The organism is Flagellimonas allohymeniacidonis (assembly GCF_004296335.1).
In the GTDB taxonomy this organism is placed as follows: Bacteria; Bacteroidota; Bacteroidia; order Flavobacteriales; family Flavobacteriaceae; genus Flagellimonas; species Flagellimonas allohymeniacidonis.
This window is the reverse complement of record NZ_SGIU01000002.1, coordinates 1,307,544-1,325,379: the sequence shown is the minus strand read 5'-3', so window position 1 is coordinate 1,325,379 and position 17,836 is coordinate 1,307,544. Positions and strand designations below refer to the sequence as shown.

Genomic DNA, 17,836 nt, shown 5'->3' with positions numbered 1-17,836 from the left:
GCCGATTCGCAGTATTTATAGTATTTTTGCACGCTTTTGTTTATGAGCATGGATGTATTTCACGAAAAAAGGGAGATTCGGTCTTTCTTAAACCAAGAAAGAAGCAAAGACAAAACCGTTGGTTTGGTTCCTACCATGGGTGCCTTGCACCAAGGTCACTTGTCCTTGGTGAGCAAATCCGTTTCGGAAAATGACGTTACTGTTGTTAGCGTTTTTGTAAATCCTACTCAGTTCGATAATCCAGATGACCTGGAAAAATATCCCCGAAAGCTTCAAGCCGACCTTGACCTCTTAAAAGCTGTTTCTGAAGATATTGCCGTTTTTTCGCCTGCAGTATCTGAAATGTATGGGGAGAAAATTACCTCGGAGCAATACGACTTTGACGGTTTGGACAAGGTTATGGAGGGAGAATTCAGATCAGGGCATTTTGAAGGTGTCGGCACCATTGTTGAAGCACTGCTCAATACAGTAACTCCAGATAGAGCTTACTTTGGAGAAAAGGATTTTCAACAGCTTCAAATCATCAAAAAGTTGGTCGCCAAAAGAAAAATTCCTGTTGAAATTGTGGGCTGCCCCATTGAGCGGGAGACCCATGGTTTGGCCATGAGTTCCCGTAATGAAAGACTCTCCGCGGAAACCCGACTAAATGCAGGTTTCATATACCAAACACTGAAAGCTGCCAAAGAAAAATTTGGCACGGAAAGTGCTAAATACATTGCGGACTGGGTAAGGTCCCAGTTCAATAATCAGAACGAGTTGAAACTGGAGTATTTTGAAATAGCAGATGAAGAAACACTGACCCCAGTTTTAACAAAACAGGAAGACATGAAATACCGGGGCTTTATCGCCGTTTACGCAAATGAAGTCCGGTTGATAGATAATCTTAGACTCAATTAACTAATTTTGCGGCATGCAAGTAGAAGTTGTAAAATCGAAGGTACATAGGGTAAAAGTTACTGGTGCTGACCTTAATTATATTGGAAGTATTACCATTGATGAAGATTTGATGGACGCGGCCAACATTATTAGGGGCGAAAAGGTTCAAATTGTGAACAACAACAATGGAGAACGACTTGAAACCTATGCCATTCCTGGCCCGCGAGGTTCAGGTGAACTAACATTGAACGGAGCTGCTGCCCGAAAAGTTGCGGTGGGTGATGTACTCATTTTAATCACCTATGCTTGGATGGGAATTGAAGAAGCTAAGTCCTTTAATCCTGCCTTGGTTTTCCCGAACGAAGAGACCAATCTCCTTAAATAATTTGAGCCCTTTACTCAAAAAATTCCTTAAAATATTTGTTCCCATAGGGTTTGGGCTGTTTTTGGTTTGGTATTCGTACTACTCGACCTCTCCAGAAGAACGCAAGCAAATTCTTTACTACATATCCAATGCCGACCTTTTTTGGGTCAGCATTTCTGTTGCACTAGGAATCCTAAGCCATCTCTCAAGAGCCATTCGGTGGAACCACCTGTTGGAACCTTTAGGGTACCGCCCTAAAATTATAAATAACCTCTTCATTGTTCTTATTGCCTACTTTGCCAACTTGGGCATTCCAAGATCTGGAGAAGTATTGCGAGCCACGGCTTTGGCCACCTATGAAAAAGTTCCCTTTGAAAAAGGGTTTGGCACCATCGTAACCGAAAGGGTTGTTGATCTGCTCATGCTTCTGTTGGTAATCTTGATTACTTTGGGCTTACAGACCGATGTCATTTTGGCCTTTTTGGAAGAAAAAGGCGTAAACTTTTTGGGAGCCTTTGGAATTCTGGCCATGGGCATCTTGGGTCTTTTGGTAGCCACACGCCTTATTCGAAGATCAAAATCAAAATTTGCATTAAAGCTAAAGGCATTCCTAAATGGTCTTTTAGAGGGTGTTTTGAGTGTCTTTAAAATGAAGCGCAAATGGTGGTTCATTTTCCACACCCTTCTAATTTGGGGCTGTTATGTTGCCATGTTTTGGGTCATCAAATACACAGTGGAAGAAACCCATCAACTATCCATTAGTGAATTACTGGTTGCTTTTGTTGGAGGTGCCTTCGCCATGTCGACCACCAATGGCGGAATAGGCTTATATCCAATAGCGGTAAGTGCTGCCCTGGGCATTTATGGCATAAGCTCCGTTTCTGGGGATGCATTTGGTTGGATCATGTGGATTTCCCAAACCCTCATGGTCGTTGTTTTTGGGGCAATATCCTTCCTAGTACTACCGTTATTGAATAGAAATCGGTAGACCCCAGCCTAAAAAGCTTAACCAATGAAAAAGTGTCTGTTTTTACTGACTGGCCTAATTTGCCTCAATGTAGGCGCTCAGGTGAAGAAAGAAATCTTCGAATCCTTTAGACTTCAGGAGAGAAGGGATGTTTCCTATTATTTCCCAGAGGATTACTCTAAAGAAAACAAATACGCGCTTATTGTCGTGCTTGATGCCGACTATCTGTTCGACATTGTGGTCGCCAATGCAAAACTCTATGCGTCCGAAGGAAGAATGCCCGAAGCTATAGTTGTGGGCGTCCATCAGTCCGAGGACGACATTCGTTGGGATGATTGTGATTTCGAACAAACCACTGGTCTCCCTACCGAAAAGGGGAAACTTTTCTACGAGTTTTTGGGAACCGAGTTGATCCCCTACTTGGAGACAAGCTACAATATCGCTCCTTTTAAAATGTTCGTGGGTTATGACATCACAGGTAATTTTGGAAATTACTTTCTCTTTAAGGACAAATCCTTTTTCAATTCTTACGTTGTCATTTCTCCAGTTTTGGCCACTGATATGGAAAGTCGGGTACCTTCTCGACTATCAGACCTGAACCAGGAAATTTTCTACAATCTAATTTTAGAGAAGGAAAAGACCGAGGACCGACAACGGATTCTACAAATGAACAATGCAGTAAAATCGATAAGCAAAGAATCATTGCATTACTTTTTCGAAGAATATGAAGATGCGGACCATCTGTCTATTGTTACCTACGGAATTGGTAAAGCCTTTGACAACAACTTTAAGGTATTTCGACCCATTAGTCCCAAGGAGTACAAAACGGAAATCTTGACCTCCAATGAACCGGTTTATCAATATCTGGAAAATCGCTACGCCCAGATTGAAAAAATCCTAGGGTATCGCAAACCTGTAGAACTCAATGATATCATGGCGATTTACGCCGGTTGTTTGAAAAAAGACGATTTTGAATCGCTAAAACCTTTGGCCGAGCTTTGCAAAAAAGAGTTCCCTGAAACCATGATGGGCTTCTACTTTGAAGGCGAATACTATGAAGAGTTGGGTGAACCCAAAAAAGCCTTCAAGACCTTTGAAAAGGCTTTCCAAATGGAAGAAATCGATTTTCTTACCAAAGATATGGCCCTCGAAAAGATCGATGCCCTAAAGGCCGATTTTGGCTACTAGACCCTAGTTTCCTTTTTAAGACTTTGTGCTATCTTTAGCCCCAAACCAAGGGTGAATGGCCAAAGTCAAAACTGCTTTTTTCTGCCAAAATTGTGGAACCCAATATCCCAAATGGATAGGGCAATGCGGTTCCTGCAAACAATGGAACACCATTGTTGAGGAAGTGGTTCAAAAAGAGGAAAAAGCCGGTTGGAAAATTGACAACCCTTCGGTTAAAAAAACCAACACTCCCCTAAAGATTTCAGAAATAACCCAAGACCGTGAACTTCGGCTGGACACTCAAAATTTGGAGTTCAATCGGGTGCTGGGTGGTGGCCTTGTCCCTGGCTCATTGATTCTTTTGGGTGGTGAACCGGGCATCGGTAAGAGTACACTTTTACTTCAAATAGCTTTGAAACTTCCCTACAAAACCCTTTATGTATCCGGTGAAGAAAGTCAAAAGCAAATCAAAATGAGGGCCGACCGTATTGAGCCCAATAGTGAAAATTGCTACATTTTAACGGAAACCAAAACACAAAATATTTTTCAGCAGATTGTCCGTGTTGAACCCGATTTAGTGATAATCGATTCCATCCAAACCTTGCATACCGATTATATCGATTCTGCAGCAGGGAGTATTTCACAAATTCGAGAAAGCACTGCTGAACTTATCAAATTTGCTAAGGAAAGCCACACCCCTGTAATTCTGGTGGGCCATATTACCAAGGATGGTGCGATTGCTGGCCCTAAAATTTTGGAGCATATGGTGGACACTGTACTGCAATTTGAAGGAGACCGAAATTACGTGTATCGTATTCTGCGTTCACTCAAAAATCGATTTGGGTCCACAGCTGAATTGGGCATTTATGAAATGCAGGGAAGCGGGCTCAGGGAGGTGAACAATCCATCAGAAGTGTTGATTTCCAAAAATGATGGGGAGCTTAGTGGTACGGCCATTGCCGCCACCATTGAAGGGATGCGACCTTTACTCATTGAGATTCAAGCGCTGGTCAGCAGTGCGGTTTACGGAACACCTCAGCGTTCCGCTACTGGTTTTAACGCAAAACGTTTGAACATGCTCTTGGCTGTCCTTGAGAAAAGGGCCGGGTTTCGGTTAGGTGCCAAAGATGTTTTTTTGAACATTACCGGAGGTATCTCGGTAGACGATCCTGCGATCGATTTGGCAGTTGTAGCTTCTATCCTGTCCAGTAACGCGGATATCCCCATCGAAAAAGGCATCTGTTTTGCTGCTGAAGTGGGACTTGCCGGAGAGATTCGACCTGTGCAGCGGGTCGACCAAAGAATCTTGGAGGCTGAAAAATTGGGGTTTACCACCATTTTTGTTTCAAAAAACAACAAAATAGGTTTGAAGAACACCAACATTGAAATTCGAAAGGTCTCCAAAATTGAAGATGTAGTCCAATATCTCTTTGGGTAAAACCACATCCTTAGTTTTCTTAACTTTAGGAGCAAACCCTTTCTCATGAGACCCTATTTGCTAGGACTTTTATTACTTTCCTTTTTAGCTTGCGAAACTTCTGAAAACAATAATTTTGTTCCAAACCACACCCAATGGAATTCCTATCTCGGGGATGCAGAACGAACCCATTATTCCTCACTTTCCCAAATCGATGTAGCGAATGTTTCACAATTGCAATTGGCCTGGGAATACCAAAGTGGAGGGCTTGAGGTTGGAAGAACCACTCAAATTCAGACCAATCCCCTCGTTGTTGGTGATGTTCTTTACGGAGTGAACGCTGCCATAGAACTTTTCGCCTTAAACGCCGCTACCGGCGAAGAACTATGGAAGTTCAGTCCCAATACAAAAGACAATTCAGGTCTTGGTCTGAATCGGGGATTGAGCTATTGGGGTTCGGAGGATAAGGAAAAAAGCCGTCTGTTCTTCTCCAGCGGTTCTAAATTATTTGCCATCGATGCGGCTTCTGGAAAAGCCATTGCCTCCTTCGGAGAAGATGGAAGCATAGATCTCAGGCATGGTTTGGGACGAGCACCCGAAACCTTATCCGTAGTGGCGAACACCCCGGGTGCCATTTATAATAATCTTCTCATTATGGGGACACGGGTAGGTGAAGGTCCAGGATCCTCGCCTGGTCATATCCGGGCCTATAACGTCTGCTCAGGAGCCATTGAATGGACATTTCATACAATTCCCCAACCTGGGGAGTTTGGGCACGATACTTGGCCCAATGACGCCTACCAAACCGTTGGAGGAGCCAATAGTTGGGCAGGAATTGCTGTCGACCGAGAGCGTGGCATCGCATATGTCCCCACAGGATCTGCAGCCTTTGACTGGTATGGTGGAGACCGAGCAGGAGCTAATCTTTTTGCCAATAGTCTTTTGGCTTTGGATGCCAATACCGGAGAACGAATATGGCATTTTCAAATGGTACATCACGATATGTGGGATAGGGATCTACCTGCACCGCCCAACCTTTTTGAAATGGACAGACAGGGTGAAAAAATTGCCGCTGTGGCCCAGGTAACCAAAAGTGGTCACGTTTTTGTTTTCAACCGAGTAACAGGTGAACCCCTCTTTCCAATTGAGGAGAAAGCGTATCCCGCTTCCTCCCTTAAGGGAGAACAAGCTTTTGCCACGCAACCCTTGCCTGTTTTGCCCAAACCCTTTGCCCGACAAATATTGACGGAAGCGGATCTCTATAATCCTAATCAGCCTGCCTTTGTAGATGATTTTGTGGACAAGGACCAGAATATTGATCCCCCCACTGTTTTGGAAAAATTTAGGTCGGTGACCTCCGAGGGGCAATTTATCCCAATCGACACCACAGGGGTAATGCTGTACCCGGGGGCCGATGGAGGCGCCGAATGGGGTGGGGCTGCTTTGGACCCAAGGGACGGTGTTATGTATGTAAATTCCAATGAAATGGCATGGATTGTACGCATGAAAGCTGTGGGGGGTACCGATGGCCAAACTGTCAATCTCGGTGAATCCCTTACCCAAATACAATGCGCTCGATGCCATGGTGGAGAACTTCAAGGCCTTGCAGGAATCCCGGAACTACAAAATGTGAAGGAGCGGTTTTCTGTGGATTCCATTGCATCCATTATCAAAAATGGTAAAGGCGCCATGCCCGGTATGCCCAATCTGTCCGACTCAGAAATCAGTGCAATAGCCCATTTTATTTCTGGACTTGAGGAAGAAACCGACCATCGGGTGGAGGAAACATCGGTAAAAGTGCCTTATGCGGTTGCTGGATTTGGTCGATTTAAAGATGACAGGGGATTTCCTGTGGTAAAACCCCCATGGGGTACCCTGAATGCCATCGATTTAAATTCGGGAGAGTACTTATGGCAAATTCCTTTGGGTCATGACAAAAACTTGAATGACCCCCAAATACCCATCACCGGGACGGAGAATTATGGAGGGCCGGTAATCACTTCAAGCGGTGTGCTTTTTATAGCGGCCACACGGGACGAAAAGATTAGAGCCTTTGCTATGGAAAATGGAAATATGCTATGGGAAGATAGCCTGCCAGCAGGAGGATACGCCACACCGGCCACCTATGAAGTAAATGGCAAGCAGTACGTGGTCATTGCTTGTGGAGGAGGAAAAATGGGCACCAAATCCGGAGATACCTATCGCGCCTATGCTCTTCCGGATATACCCTAAGGGGCCGGATTGGGAATGGAATTATGAATTTCCTCTATACCATCCAATACCTCATCCGAAAGGTCAACATCCATACTCTCAATGTTTTCCTTAAGCTGTTCCATGGTTGTGGCGCCAACAATGTTGCTCGTTAAGAATGGTCTTGAATTCACAAAGGCCAAAGCCATTTGTGCCAAACTCAGTCCATGTTCCATGGCAAGCTCCTGATACTTTCGTGTTGCTTCGGTAGCTATGGGCCCGCTGTATCGGTTGTAATTTGGAAATAGGGTGATGCGCCCCTTCCTAGGTTGCACCTCTCCTAGGTATTTTCCACTTAGCACTCCAAAACCAAGTGGGGAGTAGGCTAAAAGGCCAATACCTTCACGCTGGGAAATTTCTGATAATCCTACTTCAAAAAGTCGATTGAGTAAATTATACGGATTTTGAATGGTCAACATGCGAGGTAGACTTTGGTGAACCTTGCTCTCTTCCAAAAAGCGCATCGTCCCCCATGGTGTCTCATTGGAGAGACCTACCTGCCTAATCTTTCCTTCTGCTACCAAGTCACGTAGAGTCTCCAACACTTGGTGAATATTGTCTTCCCAAGCATCAAAAGCATGGGCATTAAAGCCCCTTTGCCCAAAATAATTGGTGTTTCGCTCGGGCCAATGGAGCTGGTACAAATCGATATAATCGGTTTGGAGTCGCGTTAGACTATCTTCCACGGCTTTGATCAAGGAATCTTTGCTGAAACCTGTTGTTCGAATATGTTTGGTGAATTCAGCGCGACCGGCAATTTTCGTGGCCAGCACAATCCTTTCCCGATTCCCGGTTTTCTTTAACCAATTCCCAATAAACTCCTCCGTTACCGCATAAAGCTCCTTCTTAGCGGGCACCGGATACAATTCGGCCGTATCAAAAAAATTGATGCCCTGATCAAGGGCATAATCCATTTGTTTGTGGGCTTCCTCTTCATTATTCTGTCGACCAAAGGTCATGGTGCCCAAACAGATTTTACTTATTCTAATATCGGTATGCGGAATTCGGGTGTATTTCATCAAATTTTGAATAGCAAAGGCCCAAAAGTACATCATTCATACCTAGACCTTTTTAATCAAACGTTATTTTTCAATTTCCAATAAAATGGGGCAATGATCACTATGTTTGGCTTCAGAAAGGATCACCGAGCGCTTCAAACGGTCTTTTAGTGATTCGTTGACCATTCCGTAGTCCAATCGCCAGCCCTTGTTGTTGGCCCTGGCATTGGCGCGGTAGCTCCACCAGGTATAATTGTGGGGCTCTTTGTTGAAGTGTCGAAAACTGTCAATAAAACCACTGTTGATAAAATTCCCTATCCATTCCCGTTCCACTGGTAGAAAGCCTGATACATTTTTGTTTCGCACTGGGTCGTGGATATCAATGGCCTCATGGCAAATATTGTAATCTCCACAAACAATTAAATTAGGGCGCTCCTTTCTAAGTACATCGGCATATTTCTGAAAATCGGCCATATAGGTCAGCTTGTGTTCCAAACGATCTAAATTGGTGCCAGAGGGCAAGTACATACTCATCACCGAAACATCATCAAAATCGGCCCTAATGTTCCGTCCCTCAAAATCCATATAATCGATTCCGGTGCCATATTCAATATGATCCGGCTCGTTCTTGCAGAGCAGCGCCACACCGCTATATCCCTTTTTTTGGGCACTGAACCAGTAATGGTGGGTATAACCCGCTGCTTCAAAAAGGGAAACATCCACTTGCTCTTTAAGGGCTTTGATTTCCTGTAAACAGACTACATCGGGATTTACCGTTAGAAGCCAATCAATAAAGCCCTTGTTGAGGGCGGCCCGTATTCCATTGACGTTGTAGGATACTATGGTCATTTCAAAATTTTAGCTAAAAATAACCATTGTAGATGGCTCCCTAAAACAAATTTGTTGAAGCAATCCTTTTACCTTTGTTTTTGGAACGCTAATTGATTATCCAGTAGAACAAAACCACGATTATGAGAAAGCTTCTGATACTTACTTTTCTTTTTTCTGGATCTATGGTCATGGGTCAAGCCTATCCCCGTTTCAGTAATGATAATGAACTAAAGTTCAACATCGGCCTATTTTTGGCCACTACAACCGTGGAAGGTTCCTACGAATATTATCTTAGTGAGGATACGAGTGTGGGGGCTACGGTTTACTTTGATAACGACGGCACCGATTTTAATGGCAATTTTGGAATTGGCCCAAATTTCAGGGCCTATTTTGGCTACCAGCCTCGAAGCGGTTTTTTTGCGGAAGCTTTTGGACTCTATTATACGGGTGAAGACGAATTTCAGGACCCCGACCTTGGGCTTCGAGACAATGACTACAGTACTGTTGCTTTGGGATTGGGATTGGGAAATAAATGGGCCACGCGCAGTGAAAAATTTACTCTGGAAATCTTTGGAGGGTTCGGAAGGAATATCAATCCCGAAGATTTCCAAGACACCTTTATTTATAGGGGAGGCGTATCGGTAGGTTTTCGATTCTAATCGCTACTTTTAGGTCAGATTTCAATACTTATGACCGCACTGCTTCTAATCGACATTCAAAAAGGCTTACAAGAATTGGGGTTTTATGGCGAGGAACGCAATAATCCCAATGCAGAAGCCCAAAGCCAAAAAATCCTGGAGGCCTTCCGAAAAAAGGGATGGCCTGTTTTTCATATACAGCACTGCTCTACAAATCTGGATTCGCCCTTACATCCTTCAAAGGAGACCCACGCTTTTCAAAGCGGCCTGGAACCCCAAAACGGGGAACCTGTATTTCCGAAGGAAGTGAACAGCGCTTTTATTGGGACGGATTTGGAACATCAGCTCAAGAAACAGGGGATAACCGATGTGGTCATTGTTGGTTTGACCACCGAGCATTGCATATCCACGTCTACGCGCATGGCCGCCAATCTTGGGTTTAAAACTACTTTGGTTTCTGATGCAACTGCTTCATTCAATAAAAAGGGAATTCACGGGGAGCCGTTGGAAGCCGAATTGGTTCACCAAATTGCCATGGCCAATTTAAAGGACGAATTCGCCCATATCGTCAATACTGAAACTTTGTTGAAGGCGCTTGCCATTTAGTTCTTATTTTTAGTCCATAGTTTTAAGTTACCCCTATGCTTCGGTACACACTCTTATTTTTTCTTTGCTTTACTATGGTCCATGCATCGCTACTTTCTCAAGAAAATCCATTAAAGATTGGGGTCGCCGGCCTCACCCATACCCATGTGCATTGGATATTGGGTCGCGAGGATATCGGCGATATTGAAATCGTGGGCATTGCCGAGCCCAATCGCGATTTGGCCCAACGCTATTCGGAACAGCATGGGTTTTCAATGGATTTGGTCTATGATTCCTTGGAGGAAATGCTTGCCGCCACCCAACCGGAAGCCGTGACCGCATTTGGAACCATTTATGACCACCTAGGGGTGGTGCAGACCTGTGCTCCAAAAGGCATCCATGTGATGGTGGAAAAGCCCTTGGCCGTGAGTATGGATCATGCAAAAAAAATGAAGGCCCTGGCCGAAAAACACAACATCCATTTGTTGACGAACTATGAAACCACCTGGTACCCAACTAACCACAAGGCCAAAGCGATTTTGGATGAAGGTAAAATTGGAGAGGTGCGTAAGGTGATTGTTCGGGATGGACATAAAGGTCCGGCCAAATTGGGCATCAATCAAGAGTTTCTGGACTGGCTATTGGACCCCAAAGACAACGGAGGGGGTGCGATTACCGATTTTGGATGTTACGGTGCCAACTTAATGACTTGGTTACTTCAAGGTAAACGACCCAACACGGTTACAGCGGTAACACAACAACTACAAGCCGAAAACAATCCCAAGGTGGATGATGATGCAACTATTTTGTTGACCTATGATACGGCCCAAGCCATTATCGAGGCCTCGTGGAACTGGCCCATAGGGCGAAAGGATATGGAAATTTATGGACTAACCGGAGCGGTGTACGCCGATAATCGCAATCAATTTCGGATTCGTATTGCGGAGGGCTACGACGGTTTTTCTGAAGAAAAAATGGAACTCCCGGAGCGCGAAAGTCCCCTGAACGACCCTTTTTCTTTACTTGCGGCAGTGGTACAGGGAAAGCTACAACTTGCCCCTTATGATCTATCCTCTTTGGAAAACAATATGATTGTTATGGAAATCTTGGATGCCGCTCGGGAAAGTGCACGAAAAGGGAAAACCATCACCTTGAAAAAATAGCGTGTTGCCCAACCTCATCAAACTTCTTACCGGCCTCATTCTTTTCTGTTCCTTTGGTTTATGGGGACAACTAGTAAAAAATGATACCCTCACCCGACTTGACGAGGTGATTCTGACCGAAGAGGTCATTCCCAAAAAAGCGATTGGTATTACACCCTCGTCCACGGTGGGAACCGCCACTTTTGAGCGTTTCAATCCGGTGGATGTGCCTTCGGCCATCAATCAAATTTCGGGGGTTTATGTGCTTTCGGGTGCTCTGAACACCAATCGCATTACCATCAGGGGAGTTGGGGCAAGAACCCCCTTTGGGACGGACAAACTCCGATTGTATTTCAACGGAATTCCGGTCACCAATGGTACTGGCTTTTCTACCATTGAAGCCTTTGATTTGGAAAATTTGGGCTCCCTCGAAGTTATAAAGGGCCCAAAAGGAACCGCATATGGCACCAACTTGGGAGGGGCAATCCTTTTGAATACCAAATTGGCGCAAGAGGGCCGTACCCGATTGGTCAACAATTTTACGGCGGGTTCTTTCAACATGTTCAAAAACAATGTCTCCTTCAGTCATCAAGAGAAAGGATTTGGCATTAAAGTAAGTTATAACCATTTGGAGACAGACGGTTTCCGGCAGAACAATCGCTTTAGCCGGGATGGAGTTCTGCTTAATTCGAATGTTGCCCTGAGTGCCAAAAGCACCTTGGGGGTAGTCATCAATTATATTGATTACACGGCCCAGATACCCAGCTCGTTGGGCGAGACCGATTTTCGAGAGGACCCGCGCAGGGCAGCGGCCAATTGGTTGGCAGCACGGGGGTTTGAGGCCAACCGATACACCTTGGCCGGACTATACCACAACTATCAGCTTTCGGACCAATTGAAAAACACCACCAGTATTTTTTACACCTATCTAGATCATGATGAACAGAGACCCTTCAATATTTTGGAGGAAATCACCAATGGGTTTGGTTTTCGAAGTATGTTTGAGGGGAAATTGGGGAAAGCCGAATATGTTTTGGGAGGGGAAATATACAAGGATGAATACGAATGGGGCATCTTTCGCAATCTCTTTCGGGACAACAATGGCAATGGCAGCCTTAGAGGCGACCAAATCAGCGAAAACAAGGAGTTTCGAACGCAGTTGAACCTTTTTGGCACTTTTACTTATCCCATCACCACCCAATTCTCGGTGCAAGCCGGTCTTAATTTCAACCAGACCGAATATGATTTTCGGGATCTGTTCAACACAGGGGATGCCAACACCTCAGCGGAACGGAATTTCGACGCCATCTTTTTGCCTAGTTTGGGACTTTCGTATTCGTTTACCAACGGACGGCTGTATGCCAATTTGAGCCGTGGGTTTTCCAACCCCAGTTTGGAGGAGACCTTGACGCCAGATGGTATTATCAACCCCGATATTGCCCAAGAAACCGGAACCAGTTACGAACTGGGTGGGCAAGTTCGCATCTTTAGAAAAAGGCTATTGCTGCAAGCCACCCTCTACCGCATGGACATCAACAACCTTTTGGTGGCTCAACGGGTGGGCGAAGACCAATTTATTGGCAGAAATGCCGGGGAAACAAGGCATCAGGGCTTGGAGCTGGATGTGAAATACCGCTGGGCCATTTCTAAAGAAATGCTGCTGACCCCCTACGTAAGTTACACCCTGAACGACCACAGCTTTGTGGATTTTGTGGATGGGGACGACGATTTTTCGGGCAACCCATTGACCGGAGTGCCTAAGAATCGTATTAATTCGGGGGTGGATGTGGCGCATACGGCAGGCTTTCGGTTGAGCCTTACCCATCAGTATGTGGACGAGATCTCTTTGACCGATGCCAACACCTTGCGCAGTGAAGCCTTCAACGTTTTTAATGCCCGTTTAAACTACCGCACCCCTATTGGCAACCGCTTTACTTTGGGGCTAAATTTTGGAGTGAACAATGTCTTCAACTCCCGTTTTGCGCAATCGGTATTGATCAACGCCGTGGGCTTTGGCGGCAGTGAGCCTCGCTATTTTTACCCAGGCAACGACCTTAATTATTATGGCGGGGTTCGCTTGACGTACCGTTTGTAGTATTGCCTTTTTGGATATGCCTGAGGTTTTGGGTAGGTTTATAGATACTAATGTTGTTGTGCATTTCCGAAAAACTTACTAAAAATGACTGAAGTTGACAAAATAGCGTTTATCGAAACAAAAAATGGACATATTTTAAGTACCAAATCAAAGGGGAAAACAAAATATTACATTCCAGGCGGAAAAAGAGAATTAGGAGAAACGGACCAACAGACTTTGATTAGAGAAATTGCGGAGGAGTTGAATGTCCAAATTGACAAAAATACGATTGAATACGTAGGGACATTCAGGGCGCAATCTGACGGAGCCAAAGATGGAGTCATGGTTAAAATGACCTGCTATAAAGCCAAATATGACGGAATATTGAAACCGACCAGTGAAATTGAAGAAATTAGATGGTTAAATTACAAGGATTTGGAAATAATATCAGAGGTGGACAAAAAAATATTTGGATACCTCAAAGAAAATGGAGAATTGGAATAAAAACTATTGCTTGCCATGGCTATAATTAATACCAATGTTTAAAAACCATAGCCGATACCGTTGTGTTTGATTTTAGAAGAACATCAGAAATGAACAAATTTTTAACCGCAATACTATTATTCATAGCTATAAATTGTAATGCGCAAAAAAAAACAACCCTTTCTGATTCAACGTTCAAAAAATTAGACAATTATTTTAAAGCGCACTTCGAGAATGGCGATTTTAGCGGTGTTGTATTGATTGCCAATAATGATGTGGAATTATATGAGAAAACTATTGGGTTCAGGTCTTTTGAAGATGGCCAAAGATTGAAAAGCAATAATCAATTTATGGTTGGCTCTATATCAAAATCCATCTGCGCAGCAGCTATCGTAAAATTGGTTCAAGATGGCAAACTTAATTTCGATGACGACGTCAACAATTATGCTTCCATATTCTCTGATAAGAAAGTTACCATAAAGCAATTGTTACGACATACTTCTGGGGTTCCAAGATTTGATAAAATTAGTCCTGGTACCAAACTTGTCGACCAAATTAATTCTCTTAAGGGTAAGGAATTTTTGTTCGAACCTGGAACTGACGACGCTTACAGTAATGAAGGTTATTCAATTTTAGCCTATTTGGTTGAAGTTATTACACAACAACCATACAATGAATTTATTGAAAATACTTTTTTCGATAAATTGAAAATGGAATATTCAGGTGTCTATCCCTATGATATCCCCAAAAAGGTTGCTTTAGGACATCGTGTGACGCCTTCAGGTCCAATGGAAGTATCAGAAAATGTATATCACTCTTTAATAGGTTCGGGTTCAAATTACTCAACAGCTCAAGACTTGCTCAAATGGGCTAAATCTATTTCATCGAATGAAGTTATAAACTTAGATAGCTTAGAATATCCTTACGGCTGGGGAGTACAGGAAAATTTTGGCAATAAAATTATTTCGCAAAGCGGCTTAGTCAATGGATTTACCTCTTATGTATCAATTTATCCAGAGCAAAACCTTTATGTCATTTTTGTCTCGAACATAAGTTCTGGATTCTTTAACATAGCTCCAAAAGATATTTCAGCGATACTATTGGATAAAGACTACGCTGAACCTGAAAAACTAGATGACAAATCCTTGTCGGTAAACGAAATGGAAGCGTATGTAGGAAATTATGAAACTTTATCTAAATATCCTTTCGGTATCTATCTGATAGAAAATGGACTTTATATAAAATGGAATCACGAAGGCGATGGAATCCTACTAACACCAACCGAAAAAGATGTTTTCGTAAATCGTAGTGATTTTACAAAAAATGAATTCTACAGAAATGAAGACAACGAAATTTCAGGCTTCAAGATTTCAATAAAAGACCAAGTAGTGGAATGCAAAAAACTGGAATAAAAACTAAATACAACAATGGCCATAATTAATTCCAATGGCAAAAAGCATAGCGGAGACCGTTGGGCTCAATTTGAATGAAAAAAGGAACTGAAAACATATTGACTTTTCTGATTTTAGTTATTTCACTTAATTCTTGCTGTATTGGAGCAAAAGAAAATTACCTGGGAAATAACATCTATCTATCCGAATATGATAATGTTGACCGCAGAATTCTTCATCAAACAGAAAGTTGCGCCACTTTAGGAGTTGAAATTGTTCCAATGACTGTGTTGGAAATTGCAGATAATAACAAATGGATTATTGTAAAAACAGGTAATGGAAGAAAACGAACAGAAGACAATTTTTTTAAATATTGGGTAATAAAGAATGATTATGAAAGCTTACCTGATCCAGAAACTGTAAAAAGAAATACGACTGAATTTGATAACCGACAAGACTTTGAAAAGTTTCTGACTGAAAATAAGATTGGGTTGAAACTGAGTAAAATTAACTGAAATAAAACGGCTCCTAACAACGGCTATAATTTATAACCGCCCGGCCTGCCAGTGGGCAGGAATTCGTTAACTTCAACCTTATAAACAGGCAAATCTTTGCCGAGATGCTGCAGCCAATTAAAACGACCGAATAGATAAAAATGTCCAATCCAATTGAAAAGAAAGAAAAGCCTGGAAATCAAATTTTAATAGAATGTGGTAAGGGTCAAATTAAAATCAATGGCTTAAAAGTTTCATTCCCAATACATTTAAATACACTCCAAGACCTTTTTGGAGAGCCTTCAAAACAAGAATATGATTTGCTTTGGCAAGTAGTTTGGGACGAACTGGGCATATATGTAGATTATGGATCTTGGGATAATATATTAAATATGAATTTTCTACTTTCCAGCAACCACGAACTAAGGCATTTTCCCACGAGGTTTTTTAGCGGTCAGATCACAATTGATAAAAAGAACGTAACGCATGACGATTTCGCTGAGTTTGACCTAAAAAAACACAAAGTCCGCAAATTAACCTATAAAGGGTATACTGAACCTTACTCCATTTCTATCGGTAAAAACTTTGATTACAAAGAAGAAATCCCAAAAGATAAATATCTAATAAAGGATTTAACCGAAGAACAGATTGAATTTAGTGATTTTGGTTTCAAACTGTCCATTATTCAGGAATTGATGTACAACAAAGAACTTTTAAAACCCAAATTCGACTTATATGAATTTGTAGAGTGGTACGATAAAAGGGAAATAGACATTGACAAGGAAGGACATAGGCCAATACCCGAGGTAACCCAATATTTTAAGGATTTGCCAATACCCAAAAAATACACATCTGATATTACCGAAATATATCAAGATGGCGGAAACGATATTTATTTGCAACTTTTAAGATACGGCGAGGGTTGGGAAGACTATTGGGATATAGAAAATACTGAAGACGCAAAACAGTTTCCAAACTTAAAAAAGGCCGTGTTGTGTTATGCAAAGGAAAATGTGATCGATGAATTCAACAAGATGGGAATTGAATGTGAATGGTTATAAAACTGGCAACAGCACAGTATAGAAGCAATAGCTATTAAATCGCCAAAAACGAAACTATAAACAGAAAACAAAGGTTAGTGCAAAACTGAAAAGTTTGTGAGTATAAATCCGCTAATACGCATGGCCGAGACCATTGTACCTATTATTTATTATGAAAATTTCCATATGCACTATTCTCTATCTCCTGCCAATTATTGCTTGTTCCCAGAATGAAGAATTGGACACCATTAAAATGAAGTTAATATTAGATAATCAGCCACTACGAGGAGCCAACATCTATATAGCGGATTGGAAAAATGGAGAAAGCTTCAATACAGATTTTGAGGGTGAGGCAACAATAAGAATTCCCAAAAACAAAGAACAGGTTCGATTAGGCTTCATGGGGCCAGTTGTACGCTTGCGAATTATCAGACCCGTTGATTCAATAGTGGTGAACCTCAATTCAAAGAAAGCCCGATATTACTTTAACAGCAAAAAGATGAACAAACAAAAATTGAAGGTAAGGGGTTACTAATAAAATACTTACCTTGAAATGTAAATTATTTTGCATAACCTTAAGGTGAGTTTCCCCCGTTCATGGTATGCGCTAAACGTTTGGGCACTGGCCTATCTCATATCTTCTATAAATGAAAGTAAATCTATTATTCCCACTATGTTTGTTTTTAGTACTGTCGTGCAACCAGACCAGTAACATCAAAGACCATATAGGCCTTAAATCGAAACTTGAAGGAAAATGGATAGCAAAAGCTTTTGATGGCGAGTTGCATGAAGAATGGATCCTCAATGATTTTGGCTGGATGCAACAACAGGGATATTATATTGAGCAGAGTGACACATCTTATGCTGCCCAAACCCAAATTCAAAAAGTTGGTGAGGACATTATCCTGTTCAGCGTTATCAAAAACTCCAACCCTAAGATTTTTAAATCGGTTAGCTTGGAAGAAGACAAAATTATTTTTGAGAACAACGATTATAAAAATCCTTTTGAGGTAAAATATGAGTTTCTTTCAAATCAAAAGTATAGGAGAACGATCAAAGGAAGGGAAAATGACAGTTTGGTTGTTTATGAGTTTAACTTCGAGAAATCGAACTAGCACG

Annotated in this window: 18 protein-coding genes; 16 read left to right on the top strand and 2 right to left on the bottom strand. The window is 42.4% G+C overall.

Going from position 1 to position 17,836, the window contains the following annotated elements:
* Positions 1 to 48: 48 nt before the first annotated feature.
* Genes panC through EW142_RS14450 form a run of 6 tightly spaced genes read left to right on the top strand, consistent with a single transcriptional unit; the run spans position 49 to position 7,023 of the window.
* The gene (gene panC / locus EW142_RS14475; RefSeq protein WP_130615755.1) at positions 49 to 897 is read left to right on the top strand and encodes a pantoate--beta-alanine ligase; all 849 of its coding nucleotides are present in this window, start codon (positions 49 to 51) and stop codon (positions 895 to 897) included.
* 13 nt (positions 898 to 910) lie between these two features.
* Positions 911 to 1,261: an aspartate 1-decarboxylase gene (gene panD / locus EW142_RS14470; protein WP_130615044.1), complete on the top strand. Its 351-nt coding sequence runs from the start codon at positions 911 to 913 to the stop codon at positions 1,259 to 1,261.
* 1 nt (position 1,262) lies between these two features.
* On the top strand, positions 1,263 to 2,228 hold the full coding sequence (locus tag EW142_RS14465) for a lysylphosphatidylglycerol synthase transmembrane domain-containing protein (RefSeq protein ID WP_130615042.1): 966 nt from the start codon (positions 1,263 to 1,265) through the stop codon (positions 2,226 to 2,228).
* Positions 2,229 to 2,252: 24 nt separating this feature from the next.
* On the top strand, positions 2,253 to 3,395 hold the full coding sequence (locus EW142_RS14460) for an alpha/beta hydrolase (RefSeq protein ID WP_130615040.1): 1,143 nt from the start codon (positions 2,253 to 2,255) through the stop codon (positions 3,393 to 3,395).
* Between the two features lie 55 nt (positions 3,396 to 3,450).
* Complete coding sequence (radA, locus tag EW142_RS14455; protein ID WP_130615039.1) at positions 3,451 to 4,812, top strand: DNA repair protein RadA; 1,362 nt, start codon at positions 3,451 to 3,453, stop codon at positions 4,810 to 4,812.
* Between the two features lie 45 nt (positions 4,813 to 4,857).
* The gene (locus EW142_RS14450) at positions 4,858 to 7,023 is read left to right on the top strand and encodes an outer membrane protein assembly factor BamB family protein (RefSeq protein ID WP_130615037.1); all 2,166 of its coding nucleotides are present in this window, start codon (positions 4,858 to 4,860) and stop codon (positions 7,021 to 7,023) included.
* Here EW142_RS14450 and EW142_RS14445 read toward each other — a convergent pair.
* Together EW142_RS14445 and EW142_RS14440 are read right to left on the bottom strand one after the other, a co-directional pair.
* Positions 7,020 to 8,060 (bottom strand): NADP(H)-dependent aldo-keto reductase, encoded by a 1,041-nt coding sequence (locus EW142_RS14445; protein WP_130615753.1) that lies wholly within the window; start codon positions 8,058 to 8,060, stop codon positions 7,020 to 7,022. The genes EW142_RS14450 and EW142_RS14445 overlap by 4 nt on opposite strands.
* A 63-nt stretch (positions 8,061 to 8,123) precedes the next feature.
* Positions 8,124 to 8,888: an exodeoxyribonuclease III gene (locus EW142_RS14440; protein WP_130615035.1), complete on the bottom strand. Its 765-nt coding sequence runs from the start codon at positions 8,886 to 8,888 to the stop codon at positions 8,124 to 8,126.
* A 122-nt stretch (positions 8,889 to 9,010) separates the two neighbouring features.
* On the opposite strand from EW142_RS14440, the gene EW142_RS14435 reads away from it, so the two are divergent.
* From EW142_RS14435 to EW142_RS14390, 10 genes are all read left to right on the top strand, one after another.
* Positions 9,011 to 9,529, top strand: a complete 519-nt coding sequence (locus tag EW142_RS14435; RefSeq protein ID WP_130615033.1) for a hypothetical protein — start codon at positions 9,011 to 9,013, stop codon at positions 9,527 to 9,529.
* Between the two features lie 30 nt (positions 9,530 to 9,559).
* Entirely contained in the window at positions 9,560 to 10,114 is a 555-nt protein-coding gene (locus EW142_RS14430) for a cysteine hydrolase family protein (RefSeq protein WP_130615031.1), read from the top strand.
* Between the two features lie 35 nt (positions 10,115 to 10,149).
* Positions 10,150 to 11,256 (top strand): Gfo/Idh/MocA family protein, encoded by a 1,107-nt coding sequence (locus tag EW142_RS14425; protein WP_130615029.1) that lies wholly within the window; start codon positions 10,150 to 10,152, stop codon positions 11,254 to 11,256.
* A 4-nt stretch (positions 11,257 to 11,260) separates the two neighbouring features.
* Positions 11,261 to 13,330: a TonB-dependent receptor family protein gene (locus EW142_RS14420; RefSeq protein ID WP_240740223.1), complete on the top strand. Its 2,070-nt coding sequence runs from the start codon at positions 11,261 to 11,263 to the stop codon at positions 13,328 to 13,330.
* A gap of 84 nt (positions 13,331 to 13,414) precedes the next feature.
* Positions 13,415 to 13,813 carry an NUDIX hydrolase gene (locus EW142_RS14415; RefSeq protein ID WP_130615025.1) on the top strand — a complete coding sequence of 133 codons (399 nt, stop codon included), beginning with the start codon at positions 13,415 to 13,417 and terminating at the stop codon, positions 13,811 to 13,813.
* 89 nt (positions 13,814 to 13,902) lie between these two features.
* Positions 13,903 to 15,204, top strand: coding sequence for a serine hydrolase domain-containing protein (locus EW142_RS14410; protein WP_130615023.1), 1,302 nt, complete (start codon positions 13,903 to 13,905; stop codon positions 15,202 to 15,204).
* A gap of 74 nt (positions 15,205 to 15,278) precedes the next feature.
* Positions 15,279 to 15,698 carry a hypothetical protein gene (locus EW142_RS14405; protein WP_130615021.1) on the top strand — a complete coding sequence of 140 codons (420 nt, stop codon included), beginning with the start codon at positions 15,279 to 15,281 and terminating at the stop codon, positions 15,696 to 15,698.
* Positions 15,699 to 15,838: 140 nt separating this feature from the next.
* The gene (locus EW142_RS14400) at positions 15,839 to 16,738 is read left to right on the top strand and encodes a DUF6892 domain-containing protein (protein ID WP_130615019.1); all 900 of its coding nucleotides are present in this window, start codon (positions 15,839 to 15,841) and stop codon (positions 16,736 to 16,738) included.
* A gap of 151 nt (positions 16,739 to 16,889) precedes the next feature.
* Positions 16,890 to 17,252, top strand: a complete 363-nt coding sequence (locus EW142_RS14395; RefSeq protein ID WP_130615018.1) for a hypothetical protein — start codon at positions 16,890 to 16,892, stop codon at positions 17,250 to 17,252.
* A gap of 112 nt (positions 17,253 to 17,364) precedes the next feature.
* Entirely contained in the window at positions 17,365 to 17,832 is a 468-nt protein-coding gene (locus EW142_RS14390; RefSeq protein WP_130615016.1) for a hypothetical protein, read from the top strand.
* The last annotated feature ends 4 nt before the right edge of the window (positions 17,833 to 17,836 follow it).